Below are 12,629 nucleotides of genomic sequence, written 5' to 3'. Positions count from 1 at the left end.
GTGGCGACACTCTTTATTGCAGATTTACATCTGCAAACAGAAGAACCGGCGATCACCGCCGGTTTTCTGCGTTTTTTACGCGGTGAAGCCAAAAACGCCGATGCGCTTTACATTCTGGGCGACCTGTTTGAAGCCTGGATTGGCGACGACGATCCCAACCCGCTCCACCACGATATCGCCGCCGCCATTAAGGCGCTGGTTGATTCCGGGGTCCCCTGCTACTTCATCCACGGCAATCGTGATTTCCTGCTCGGCAAACGTTACGCCCGTGAAAGCGGCATGATCTTACTGCCGGAAGAACAGGTACTCGACCTGTATGGCCGCAAGGTGTTAATCATGCACGGCGATACGCTCTGCACCGACGATACCGGCTACCAGGCGTTTCGCGCCAAAGTCCACACCCCGTGGATCCAAACGCTGTTCCTGGCTCTGCCGCTGTTTATCCGCAATCGCATCGCCGCGAAAATGCGTGCAGGCAGTAAAGCCGCCAACAGCAGCAAATCAATGACCATCATGGACGTTAACCCACAGGCGGTTATCGATGTGATGGAAAAACACCGCGTGCAATGGCTGATCCACGGTCATACCCATCGCCCGGACGTCCATTCGCTTACCACCAACAGCGAACCTGCTCATCGCGTCGTGTTGGGTGCCTGGCACAGCGAAGGCTCAATGGTAAAAGTCACGCCCGAAGGCGTAGAACTGATCGCATTTCCTTTCTGATACCCCACCGCACTAAATGATCAAACGCATTCAATTTTTTTGAATGATATCGGCAAATTGTTTCGATTTTAATCAATCCATGGTCGGTCTATTATTTATCACATCAGGGCAATACGCCCTACCACAGACAAAACACTTAAGGAATACGACCATGAAATCCATCAAAACTTTCGTTGCAGTTGCCGCTCTTTCTCTTATCTCCTTCGGTTCTTTCGCTCAGAGCGTCAGTGCTACCGCCTCTACCATTGACCGTGCAGAAGCCAAAATTGCCGCACAGGCTGCTGAACAGGGTGCGTCATACAAAATCACCAGCGCACAGTTCAACAACCGCGTTCACATGACTGCAGAACTGACTAAATAAGACCCCTGATTGCCGTGCCGCCAGTAAACAGATAAGCGACAGCGACAATACGATGAGCAAGGAACAGAGAATGAAAACAATCAGCATCGTGAGCACCCTGCTGCTGGCCGCTGTCCTGTCCACTGGCGCGATGGCGGCGGAGCATCGCTTCTCCACCCCAGAAGCAGGTTCGAATATCGACACCAGCATGGAAAATCATATTGATGTCAGCCATGCATTCGATAAAGAAAACCTGACAGCAGGAAATCTCCTGTAAAAATCGCCAGAGATTTTCGCTAAACAGACCGCAAAATGCGGTCTGTTTTGTTATGTGTGAGTGTCCACAACGGCTCAAGTTTTAGCCGCGCAACCGTTTTCCTTGCCCGTATTACATGCTATTCTCTGTGCCCTCGAAAGCAGTGTGTTTCGCACCACAGGAGTTTTAAGACGCATGTCTTCCCGCAATAATCCGGCGCGTGTCGCCATCGTGATGGGGTCCAAAAGCGACTGGGCTACCATGCAGTTCACCGCCGAAATCTTCGAAATCCTGAATGTTCCGCACCATGTTGAAGTGGTTTCCGCACACCGTACCCCCGATAAACTGTTCAGCTTTGCCGAAAGCGCTGAAGAGAACGGTTACGAGGTGATCATTGCCGGTGCGGGCGGCGCAGCACATCTGCCAGGCATGATTGCCGCAAAAACGCTGGTTCCTGTATTAGGTGTTCCGGTACAAAGCGCTGCATTAAGCGGCGTTGACAGCCTTTACTCAATTGTTCAGATGCCACGCGGTATTCCGGTGGGTACGCTGGCGATTGGCAAAGCCGGTGCGGCAAATGCCGCGCTGCTGGCCGCACAGATTCTGGCGACTCACGATAAAGCCCTGCATCAGCGTCTGGCTGACTGGCGTAAAGCCCAGACTGACGAGGTGCTGGATAACCCGGACCCGCGGGGTGCGGCATGAAGCAGGTTTGCGTACTCGGTAACGGCCAGTTAGGCCGCATGCTGCGCCAGGCCGGTGAACCGCTGGGGATTTCCGTCTGGCCCGTCGGGCTGGATGCCGAACCGGAAGCCGTGCCTTTTCATCAGAGCGTAATCACCGCTGAGATCGAACGCTGGCCGGAAACAGCCCTGACCCGTGAGCTGGCGCGTCATAACGCTTTTGTTAACCGTGACGTGTTCCCGATCATTGCCGACCGTCTGACCCAAAAACAGCTGTTCGACAAACTTGGTCTGCCGACCGCGCCGTGGCAATTGCTGTCCGATAAAAGCGAATGGAACGACGTGTTTGCCATGCTCGGCGAACTGGCGATTGTGAAGCGTCGCGTGGGCGGTTACGACGGTCGCGGGCAGTGGCGCTTACGTGCCAGTGAAACCGCCGAACTGCCGGACGATTGCTACGGTGAGTGCATTGTTGAGCAGGGTATCAACTTTAGCGGCGAAGTCTCGCTGGTCGGCGCCCGTGCGCACGATGGCAGCACCGTGTTTTATCCGCTGACGCACAACCTGCATCAGGATGGCATTCTGCGCACCAGCGTCGCCTTCCCGCAGGCAAATGCCGCACAGCAGGCGCAGGCAGAAGATATGCTCTCGGCCATCATGCATGAGCTGGGTTATGTTGGCGTGATGGCGATGGAGTGCTTTGTCACCCCAGCCGGGCTGCTGATTAACGAACTGGCTCCGCGCGTGCACAATAGCGGACACTGGACGCAAAACGGTGCATCCATCAGCCAGTTTGAGCTGCACCTGCGCGCCATTACTGACCTGCCACTGCCGCAACCGGTGGTGAACAGCCCGTCAGTGATGATCAACCTGATCGGTACCGATCTGAACTACGACTGGCTTAAGCTGCCGCTGGTGCATCTGCACTGGTACGACAAAGAAGTGCGTCCTGGACGTAAGGTGGGTCACCTTAATCTGAACGACACTGATGAAGGCCGTCTGAGCGCGACGCTTGAGGCCATTATTCCGCTGCTGCCGCCTGAGTACGCCAGCGGTATTGTCTGGGCACAGTCGAAGCTTAAATAGTTCTCCCTCCGCCGGGGAGTTGACCTCCTCTTTCCCCGGCGTACAATTCCCGCCCATCATTACTGCTTAGTTCTCTTCTGGAATCACCATGAACGATGGAACGGACTATCGCGCGATCCTCGCGTCTGATACCCCTTTAATCGACGTTCGCGCGCCGATCGAATTCGCACAGGGCGCGATGCCCGCCGCAATCAACCTGCCCTTAATGAACGACGACGAACGCGCTGCCGTCGGCACCTGCTATAAACGCCTGGGGCCTGAAGCCGCGCTGGCACTCGGCCATAGTCTGGTGATGGGCGACACGCGCGAGGCGCGCATTCATGCCTGGCGCGAAGCAAGTCTGGCAAACCCCAACGGCTATTTCTGCTGCGCGCGTGGCGGGCAGCGTTCGCATATCGCCCAGGCCTGGCTGAAAGAGGCCGGCGTTGATTATCCGCTGGTCAAGGGCGGCTATAAAATGCTGCGTCAGACAGCCATTCAGGCCACCGTCGAGCAGGTGCAAAAACCGATGGTGCTGATTGGCGGCTGTACCGGCAGCGGTAAAACCCTGCTGGTGAAGCAGCACGCGCAGGGGGTTGATCTGGAAGGGCTGGCGCATCATCGTGGTTCGTCGTTTGGCCGCACGCTCCAGCCGCAGCTTTCGCAGGCGAGTTTCGAAAACCAGCTGGCGGTTGAGCTGTTAAAAAAAGATGCCGCACGCTGGGTGCTGGAAGACGAAGGCCGCATGATTGGCTCCAACCACCTGCCGGAGTGCCTGCGCGATCGCATGGTGCAGTCTTCAATTGTGGTAGTGGACGACCCGTTCGACATTCGCCTTGAACGCCTGCGCGAAGAGTATTTCGACCATATGTGGGCCGATTTTTCTGCCGCATATGGGGAAGAGGCTGGCTGGAAGGAGTACAGCGAGTATCTGCACCACGGTCTGTTCGCCATTCGCCGGCGCCTGGGGCTGCAGCGCTTTGCTGAATTTACCGCGTTATTAGATAGCGCACTTCTGGAACAGCAGCGTTCCGGCAGCACCGAAGCGCACTTTAGCTGGCTTGCGCCGCTGCTGAATGATTATTACGACCCGATGTACGGCTATCAGCTGGAGAAAAAAGCAGAGAAGATTGTGTATCGCGGGACGTTCGCTGAGGTAGCAGACTGGCTTAATCGCTGAAAAAAGCCGGGTGGCAAGGTGAAAGCAAAACGGCAACCCAGGTTGCCGTTTTTGGTTTTTATTCCCTCTCCCTGTGGGAGAGGGCCAGGGTGAGGGCATCAGACCGCACCCCATGACTCAAACTTAGAAGTCGTAACGCAGACGCACCAGGTTCATATCGCCCAGATCGTCGGTGCTGGAGGTGAACACGTGTTCGTAGTCAACACGGAAACCGTAATCCAGCTGGAAGCTGATACCCACGCCGTTGTCGATGCGCTGGTAGTTACGACCATTCACGTACTCAATACGGTCACCCATGAAGTAAGGCTGGATAGTTTTAACCGCATACTGATTGATTGGGAATGTGTAACCTGCGAAGTACTCGATACCCCATGCATCACCAGCAAAGTAGTTATCAGTAGACACTTTTTTAGTGGTCAGGAAGTTCTGGTACCAGCCGCCACCAGCGGAGAAGGTCCAGTTGTCAGGTTTCCAGCTCAGCGCCGTACCCAGGATGTTCTGATTGTACGTTTCGCTGTCGCCATTTTCCGGATTACGCATATCCGCGCGGGTGTAGTTCCACGCCGTACCCCAGGTCAGCTCTTTGGTCAGGTGATAATCCAGACCCAGTGAACCGCCGCCTTTACGTTTGTAACGCAGGCCGTTGCCTGGCAGGTATTCATTATCTTCGAACAGATAGGATGCATAGATATCAGCATCACCTACGGTTTTCTTATATTTCAGCATCTTGCGTGAACGATAAGAACCGTCATAGTCACCGTTAATACCGTTTCCTGGTGCCTGGCCGATCATGTCGTAGTCCCAGATATCGGTTTTCGCGCCAACCACATCATAGTAAACGCTGTTCTGTTGACCGAAGGTCAGCGTACCCCAGGTGTTGCTCTTCAGGCCGGTGTATAGCATCCGGCGAGAGGTGTTGTTGGAACCTTCTTTGTAGTGGTTGTCCCAGTCGAACAGCGCAGGAATGTTCACACCCAGCTCGTAGTAGCTTACCCAGCTGATGTCATCAAACAGATAGTAATCTGCTGCGAAACGGAAACGGGTGCCGCCGTCGAAGCCATTACGTTTGTAGGAACCTTTGTCGCCGTCGCCAGTCATCATGTTGAACTGAGGACGGATACTGCCGCCAACGGTGAAATTAAGACGGCTCAGCGGATCGCCCGCCTGTGGATCTTGTTTAAGAACAGTGATTTCCGCCTGAGTTGCGAAAGACGTCAATGCCACTGCCGCGCCGATCGTTGCCGCCAGCGCTGTTTTTTTTATAGTCATTATTTTTCCTTGATAGACACGCTGCTAAATATTTAGCAGGTGAATATTAACTGGAAAATATATGGCTGTGTGGGCGGGTTTTTAATGATTTGTGCTGCTAAAATTATGGATATTATCGATTTGTGCTACTAAGTGATTACGTACCGATATATAAACCGGTACGTAATCATCACAACACTGAACTAACTAACGAACTGGCGGAATAGCGCTTTGCCTTTTAACAACCGCGTACCGAGCCAGCCGCCGCACAGTGACAACAGCACCGCACCGCAAACAGGCAGCGTGAACCACAACCGCCAGTCCGGCTCCCACGGGAAGTCAAAGACCCTGGTCTGGAGTACCGCCAGCGCCGTTTCAGCACCAATGGCCGCCACCAGACCAGCCACCAGCCCCAGCAGGGCAAACTCACACCACAGGGTAGTGCGCAGCAGACGTTTCCCGGCACCCAGTGTACGGTACACCACCAGCTCCTGATGGCGCTGACGCATCCCGACCTGCACCTGAGCCAGCAACAGCAGCACACCGCAGATAGTCACCAGCACCACCATAACTTCAAGGGCGCGGCTCACCTGCTCCAGCACTTGTCCCACTTGTTTCAGGATCGCGCCAATATCCAGCAGGCTCACGGTCGGGAACTCGCGGTTCAGTTGGGTCAACATACCGTTGCCGCTCTCCCAGCGGAAACTGGTAAGCCAGCTCTGTGGTTGCCCGTCCAGTGCGCCCGCAGGGAAGATAAAGAAGAAATTCGGTCGCAGGCTTTCCCAGTCGACCTTGCGCAGGCTGGTCACCGTAGCGCTGAAATCCTGCGTGTCACCGGTAAAGGTGACCTTATCTCCCAACCCGATGTTCAGGCGTTTCGCCAGCCCTTCTTCCATCGACACTTCCCCGGTTTTCGGTGGCCAGGTTCCGGCGGTGATCGGGTTATGATCCGGGCGTTTATCCTGCCACGTCAGGTTCAGTTCACGGTTAAGCGCCTCATCCTGATTACCCTCCGTCACCTCTCCATTGATTTGCGTCAGGCGTGCGCGAACAATCGGGTAGAAGGATTCAGGAACGATCTTGTGCTCTGAGAGGAACGCCTTCAGCGGTGTGACCTGTTCAGGCGCGATGTTGATCAGGAAATAGTTCGGGCTCTCAGGTGGAAGCTGCCGTTGCCACCTGTCCAGCAGATCACCGCGCAGTACCAGCAACAATGCCAGCAGCATAAACGACAGCGAAAATGCTGAGAGCTGGCTCAGCGTTGACCACGGCTGACGCAGCAGACGGTTTACCGCCAGGCGAACGGGCAGCGATTTTATCGTCAACCCTTTCAGTACGTTAAGCAGCATCCAGCCCAGCACGCCGCACAGCAACGCCAATACCACGGCCCCCGCCAGCACGGCCCAGAGCAAGGTACTGCCCCCCATTAGCCAGGCAAGCAACCCCACCACTACCACCACAATCGCAGGCAGGTAATATTTCAGCGGCCAGACGTTAGCCACCACATCACGCCGCAGCACGCGCAGTGGCTGTGTAGCCAGCAACAGGCGGTACGGGCGCAGCCCCACCAGCAAGGAAATCACCACCATCGCACCCACGGCCCAGAGCCACGGCCAGAAGCTTGCGGGTGGAAGGGCAGCAGGCAGCACCGGTTTTAGCAGCACCATCAGCACGTTTTCGAACAGTACCCCCATCACGCCACCAGTGACCGCCGACAGCGCCAGCACCATCAACCACTGGCCGACAATCAGCTTACGCAGTTGCGCCCTGCCCGCCCCAAGGGTTTTGAGAATGGCGACCAGGTCATAGCGACTGCGACAGTAGTGCCCCATCGCCACCGCCACTGCCGCCACGGCCAGCAGCAGTGTGAGCAGCGCAGAGAGCAACAGAAACTGCTGCGAGCGCTCAAGCGATTTCCCAAGCGCCCCTTCGTCCTGCTCCAGCCCGTACCAGCGGTGTTCCGGTTTTAACTGCGGCAAGAGCCATTTTTCGTATGCATCCAGTTGGGCAGGTGTGCCGCCAAACTTGTAGCGCCAGGTGACGCGGCTCCCCGGCTGTACTGCATTCGTTTTTGCCACATCGGCGGTGTTCATTAATAACCGTGGCGCAAGCTGGAACGGGTTAAACCCCGAATCAGGCTCCTGCACTACTTCCCCGGCAATTTTCAGGGTGGCATCGCCGACATCGATGCTGTCGCCTGTTTTCAGGTTCAGCAACGCCATCAGCCGCGGGGCTAACAACACCGTTCCGGGCTCAGGTTTTAACCCTGCCGGATTGGTTTGCAGCTCACCGTACATCGGATAAATATCATCAACGGCTTTGACGCTCGCCAGCTGCGGCGTGTCACCCGCAAACGTCATGGTCTGGAAGCTGAGCTGCTCGCTCACTTTCAGCCCCAGCTTGCGGGCTTCTTCAATCCAGGCAGGCGGCACGTCTCGCGAGCTTTGCAATGCCCGATCGCCGGCCATAAATTCGCGGCTTTGCTGGCTTAAGCCTTTTTCCATGCGATCGCTGACGCTGCCAAGCGCCAGTACGCAGGCCACCGCCAGGCTTAAGGCCAGCCAGACAATCAGCAGCGATGGCGAGCGCCATTCGCGCCAGAACCAGCGGGATATCATGCTTCCTCCTGAAGTTCACCGTTGACCAGCCGCAACCGGCGGTCGCAACGGGCGGCAAGCTGCGGATCGTGGGTGACCAGAATCAGCGTTGTGCCGTGTTCGCGATTGAGCGAAAACAGCAGATCGGCAATTTTATCCCCGGTCTGGCGGTCGAGATTACCGGTAGGTTCGTCGGCAAAGAGCACTTCCGGGCGGCCATTAAATGCCCGTGCCAGCGCCACGCGCTGCTGCTCGCCGCCGGATAACTGTGCCGGGAGATGATCAAGACGTTTGCCAAGCCCCAGTTGTTCCAGCAGCGCTCTGGCATGGTCGCGGCTCTCGCGGGTATTTTCACCGCGTAACAGACCAGGAAGCTCCACGTTTTCCAGCGCATTCAGGGTTGGAATGAGCATAAAGGACTGAAAGACAAAACCGACATGTCTGGCACGCAGTGCGGCACGGGCCTCTTCATCAAGCGCGTGCAGCGGCTGGCCAACCAGGTTAACCTCGCCACTGCTGCCGTCATCCAGCCCGGCTAAAATGGCCAGTAGCGTCGATTTCCCGGAGCCAGACTCACCGATCAGCGCCAGGGTTTCGGCGCGTTTGACAACAAGTTCAACTCCGGTGAGGATGGACAGCTCGTGTTCACCCTGACCGACGGACTTCTTAAGACGATGAACTTCAACAATGTTTTCCGCTGGCATTTGCCCTTCCTGTTTTTGATTCTGATGACCTTCCGCGCGGCAGCGGCAGATACGTTACTGGTACTGGGTGACAGCCTGAGCGCCGGCTATCGCATGGCCGCTAACGCAGCGTGGCCTGCACTGCTTAATGACAAATGGCAGGCAAAAACGCAGGTCATTAATGGCAGCATCAGCGGCGATACTTCACAACAGGGGCTGGCGCGTCTGCCTGCCCTTCTCAAACAACATCAGCCACGTTGGGTGCTGGTGGAGCTTGGCGGTAATGACGGATTGCGCGGCTTCCAGCCACAGCAAACGGAACAAACGCTGCGCACCATTTTGCAGGACATTAAGGCCGCGAATGCAAAACCATTGCTCATGCAAATTCGTCTGCCCGCCAACTACGGTCGTCGGTATAATGAAGCCTTTAGCGCGATCTACCCGAAGCTTGCCAAAGAGTTTGATATTCCGCTGCTGCCATTTTTCATGGAAGAGGTCTATCTAAAACCCCAATGGATGCAAGACGACGGTATCCACCCCAATCGCGATGCTCAGCCGTTTATTGCCGACTGGATGGCAACACGGCTGGCTCCTTTAGTTAAACATGACTCGTCACACAGCTGAGATCCTGACAGGTAAAGTTATGCAAAAATCGGTCTTAATAACAGGATGTTCCAGCGGAATTGGCCTTGAAAGTGCTCTCGAATTAAAACGTCAGGGATTTTGGGTTCTGGCCGCCTGCCGTAAACCCGAAGATGTCGAGCGCATGAACGGGATGGGTTTTACCGGCATATTGCTGGATCTGGATTCACCGGAAAGCGTTGAACGCGCGGCCGATGAAGTCATTACCCTTACCAACAACCGCCTGTTCGGTCTTTTCAACAATGCGGGATACGGTGTTTACGGCCCGCTACACACCATCTCACGCGAACAGCTGGAGCAGCAGTTTTCCGCTAACTTCTTCGGGGTGCATCAGCTCACTATGCGCCTGCTGCCCGCCATGTTGCCACACGGCGAAGGGCGTATCGTGATGACATCCTCCGTGATGGGGCTGATTTCGACCCCCGGGCGCGGCGCGTACGCCGCCAGTAAATATGCGCTGGAAGCCTGGTCTGATGCCTTACGCATGGAGCTGCGTCACAGCGGGATTAAGGTGAGCCTGATTGAACCCGGCCCGATTCGTACCCGCTTTACCGACAACGTGAACCAGACGCAGTCAGATAAACCGGTCGAAAATCCCGGTATTGCCGCACGTTTTACGCTGGGCCCGGAAGCGGTTGTCGCCAAAGTGCGCCATGCTTTCGAAAGCGATCGTCCCAAAATGCGCTATCCGGTGACGCTTGTCACCCATGCCGTTGGCTGGTTAAAACGCCTGCTTCCTGGCCGGATGATGGACAAAATTTTACACGGTTGAGTTGAAGCAACGCGGCTTGCCCCCCATGTAAGAACAAACTGATAAACAGAGAATGACGTATGTCCGCACAGAATATCGTAAACATTACTGAAGCTAACCTGCATCAGACACTCGAACAGTCGATGACCAAACCGGTGCTGTTCTACTTCTGGTCTGAACGCAGCCAACACTGTCTGCAACTGACGCCGGTACTGGAAAGCCTGACCGCGCAATACAATGGTCAGTTTATTCTGGCGAAGCTGGATTGCGACGCCGAGCCGATGGTGGCTTCTCAGTTTGGCCTGCGCTCAATCCCTACGGTCTATCTGTTCCAGAACGGCCAGCCTGTCGATGGTTTCCAGGGGCCGCAGCCTGAAGAAGTTATTCGTGCGCTGCTGGATAAAGTGCTGCCGCGTGAAGAAGAGCTGAAAGCTCAGGAAGCCGTCGCACTGATGCAGGAAGGTAAATACGACGAAGCCCTGCCACTGTTGAAAGACGCGTGGCAGTTGTCGAATCAGAATAGCCAGATTGGCCTGCTGCTGGCAGAAACACAGATTGCCCTGCACCGCTCCGAAGATGCGGAAGCGGTGCTGAAAACGGTCCCGCTTCAGGATCAGGATACGCGCTATCAGGGGCTGGTCGCACAGATTGAACTGCTGAAACAGGCGGCGGACACCCCTGAAATTCAGCAGCTCCAGCAGCAGGTTGCCAGCAACCCGGCCGATGCTGCGCTGGCAAGCCAACTGGCGTTGCAACTGCATCAGGTGGGGCGTAACGAAGAGGCGCTGGAACTTCTGTTCAGCCATCTGCAAAAAGATCTGGCCGCCGCGGATGGTCAGGCGCGCAAAATGTTCCAGGAGATCCTTGCCGCGCTGGGTACGGGTGATGCGCTGGCATCGAAGTATCGCCGCCAGCTGTACGCGCTGTTGTACTGATGCAGAGTGCCCGGTGGCGGCTTCGCCTTACCGGGCCTACAAAAGACGGTTTACTCCGTCTTTTTCAACTGCGTGACCACCAGCTGATGGCGTGAATTGTAGAATTTACGATACGTCAGATAGCAGGCGATAATGGTCGACAGGCTCGCGGTAGACAGCAGCATGAACGTCACCATAATCTGATATTTAATCGCTTTTACCGGGTCGATCCCGGCAAAAATCAGCCCTGACATCATGCCGGGCAAGCTCACCAGTCCGACCGTTTTCGCAGAATCAACCGTTGGGATCAGCGATGAACGAATACTCTCGCGGATTAGCCGAGCCGAGGCCACTTTTGGTGTCGCACCCAGGCTTAGCTTTTCCTGTAACTGCTGCTGTTCGCTGCTAAAGCGCTGCCCAAGGTTGTTGTAGCACAGCCCCACGGCCACCATCGCATTACCGGCGATCATCCCGGAAATGGGGATAACCTGCATCGGTGAAAACGCGATAGATCCTGAAAACACCAGAACCGCGAGCGTTAACGCCGTCCCGGTAGTAATGGCGATAAACGACGAAACAAATGCCTTATCGATGTATTTACTACGCTTCTGCGCATTCCACGCCGCGTTGAAGCAGATAAAGAGCACCATCAGCAGCGTCAGCACCGCGTTGTTGACGTTGAAAATGTACTTCAGCACAAATCCAACAGCGATAAGTTGCGAAACGGCGCGACAGATACCAATCAGAATGTCTTTTTCCAGCCCCAGTTTTTCACGGTAACTGACGACAATCGCCACCAGCACCAGTACCAGAGAGAGCGCCAGCGATCCGTTGGTTATATTATGCTCACCCACGGTTTGCCTCCTGCATTTTCCGGCCCTGCGGCTGCAGCCTGATGACATCATCCGCATGGGTAATTTCGTTTGCATCGTGCGTTACCCACAGCACAGCGATGTTCTGCTCGCGGGTATACCGATGGATGATGTCGTTAACATTGCGCTTATTGCTCTCGTCGAGAGCGCTGGTTATCTCATCCAGCAGCAGTACCTTCGGTAAAAACTGCAAATTACGGATCAGGGATACGCGCTGCCTTTCCCCACCAGAAAGCGACGTTATCGATTTTGTCAGTGTCTCTTGCGGCAATCCGAAGCGGGCGAGGTCGGCAATCAGTTTTTCGGGTTCAGGTGATTTCCCACGGATCTGCCACGGAAAGATCAGGTTGTCGTAAACCGTATCGCCAAACAGAGTAGGTGTTTGCACGCTGTATGACACCTGCTGCCGATAGCTTTCGGGCGACAGTGAAGCGATATCCTTCCCTTCAAACAGAATCGTCCCCTCGGTAGGGCTGAGTAAGGACGCAATAATCTTCAGCAGTGTACTTTTTCCACAGCCTGACGGGCCGGTTATCAGTTTGAATTCACCAGGAGAAAGGCAAAAATCGACATGCTGAAGAATGGTGTTCTCTCCGGCACGATACCCAACATCCTTGATATGCAAAATCACGTTTTTGTCGTTCATATTGTTTCCAGTGATTGTATACATTAAGA

14 protein-coding genes are annotated in these 12,629 nt (G+C 55.3%); 9 read left to right on the top strand and 5 right to left on the bottom strand.

The features are described 5' to 3' along the window. The 6 genes from lpxH (at position 1) to mnmH (ending at position 4,247) form a co-directional block, all read left to right on the top strand. Complete coding sequence (gene lpxH, locus HV107_RS15875) at positions 1 to 723, top strand: UDP-2,3-diacylglucosamine diphosphatase (RefSeq protein ID WP_182059898.1); 723 nt, start codon at positions 1 to 3, stop codon at positions 721 to 723. Between the two features lie 151 nt (positions 724 to 874). Next, on the top strand, positions 875 to 1,084 hold the full coding sequence (locus HV107_RS15870) for a YdgH/BhsA/McbA-like domain containing protein (protein WP_014069194.1): 210 nt from the start codon (positions 875 to 877) through the stop codon (positions 1,082 to 1,084). Between the two features lie 70 nt (positions 1,085 to 1,154). After that, a complete protein-coding gene (locus tag HV107_RS15865; RefSeq protein WP_182059897.1) occupies positions 1,155 to 1,340 on the top strand; it encodes a hypothetical protein in 186 nt (61 codons plus the stop codon). Positions 1,341 to 1,514: 174 nt separating this feature from the next. Continuing rightward, positions 1,515 to 2,024, top strand: a complete 510-nt coding sequence (purE, locus tag HV107_RS15860) for a 5-(carboxyamino)imidazole ribonucleotide mutase (protein ID WP_182059896.1) — start codon at positions 1,515 to 1,517, stop codon at positions 2,022 to 2,024. Continuing rightward, on the top strand, positions 2,021 to 3,088 hold the full coding sequence (purK, locus tag HV107_RS15855) for a 5-(carboxyamino)imidazole ribonucleotide synthase (RefSeq protein ID WP_182059895.1): 1,068 nt from the start codon (positions 2,021 to 2,023) through the stop codon (positions 3,086 to 3,088). The genes purE and purK overlap by 4 nt, the downstream gene beginning before the upstream one ends. Before the next feature lie 88 nt (positions 3,089 to 3,176). Continuing rightward, a complete protein-coding gene (gene mnmH, locus HV107_RS15850; protein ID WP_182059894.1) occupies positions 3,177 to 4,247 on the top strand; it encodes a tRNA 2-selenouridine(34) synthase MnmH in 1,071 nt (356 codons plus the stop codon). A 123-nt stretch (positions 4,248 to 4,370) separates the two neighbouring features. On the opposite strand, the gene HV107_RS15845 is transcribed toward mnmH, so the two are convergent. The 3 genes from HV107_RS15845 to ybbA all read right to left on the bottom strand — a co-directional run bounded on the left by HV107_RS15845 (position 4,371) and on the right by ybbA (position 8,796). Beyond that, entirely contained in the window at positions 4,371 to 5,516 is a 1,146-nt protein-coding gene (locus HV107_RS15845) for a porin (protein ID WP_182059893.1), read from the bottom strand. A 182-nt stretch (positions 5,517 to 5,698) separates the two neighbouring features. Then, positions 5,699 to 8,113: a putative ABC transporter permease subunit YbbP gene (ybbP, locus tag HV107_RS15840; RefSeq protein ID WP_182059892.1), complete on the bottom strand. Its 2,415-nt coding sequence runs from the start codon at positions 8,111 to 8,113 to the stop codon at positions 5,699 to 5,701. Further along, complete coding sequence (gene ybbA, locus HV107_RS15835) at positions 8,110 to 8,796, bottom strand: putative ABC transporter ATP-binding protein YbbA (protein ID WP_182059891.1); 687 nt, start codon at positions 8,794 to 8,796, stop codon at positions 8,110 to 8,112. The genes ybbP and ybbA overlap by 4 nt, the downstream gene beginning before the upstream one ends. Here ybbA and tesA point away from each other — a divergent pair. The 3 genes from tesA to HV107_RS15820 are packed head-to-tail and all read left to right on the top strand — an operon-like array spanning position 8,767 to position 11,103. After that, positions 8,767 to 9,399 carry a multifunctional acyl-CoA thioesterase I/protease I/lysophospholipase L1 gene (gene tesA, locus HV107_RS15830; RefSeq protein ID WP_182059890.1) on the top strand — a complete coding sequence of 211 codons (633 nt, stop codon included), beginning with the start codon at positions 8,767 to 8,769 and terminating at the stop codon, positions 9,397 to 9,399. The genes ybbA and tesA overlap by 30 nt on opposite strands. Next, entirely contained in the window at positions 9,380 to 10,189 is an 810-nt protein-coding gene (locus HV107_RS15825; protein ID WP_182059889.1) for an SDR family oxidoreductase, read from the top strand. The genes tesA and HV107_RS15825 overlap by 20 nt, the downstream gene beginning before the upstream one ends. Positions 10,190 to 10,248: 59 nt before the next feature. Next, positions 10,249 to 11,103 (top strand): co-chaperone YbbN, encoded by an 855-nt coding sequence (locus tag HV107_RS15820; protein ID WP_182059888.1) that lies wholly within the window; start codon positions 10,249 to 10,251, stop codon positions 11,101 to 11,103. Between the two features lie 50 nt (positions 11,104 to 11,153). Here HV107_RS15820 and fetB read toward each other — a convergent pair whose 3' ends face one another. Both fetB and fetA read right to left on the bottom strand, forming a co-directional pair. Beyond that, a complete protein-coding gene (gene fetB / locus HV107_RS15815; RefSeq protein ID WP_182059887.1) occupies positions 11,154 to 11,936 on the bottom strand; it encodes an iron efflux ABC transporter permease subunit FetB in 783 nt (260 codons plus the stop codon). Beyond that, on the bottom strand, positions 11,929 to 12,600 hold the full coding sequence (fetA, locus tag HV107_RS15810) for an iron efflux ABC transporter ATP-binding subunit FetA (protein WP_182059886.1): 672 nt from the start codon (positions 12,598 to 12,600) through the stop codon (positions 11,929 to 11,931). Before fetA ends, fetB begins: the two co-directional genes overlap by 8 nt. Positions 12,601 to 12,629: the final 29 nt, after the last annotated feature.

Source organism: Enterobacter sp. RHBSTW-00175, assembly GCF_013927005.1.
GTDB lineage: Bacteria > Pseudomonadota > Gammaproteobacteria > Enterobacterales > Enterobacteriaceae > Enterobacter.
The sequence above is the reverse complement of the archived record's forward strand: the minus strand, read 5'-3'. Positions and strand labels throughout refer to the sequence as shown.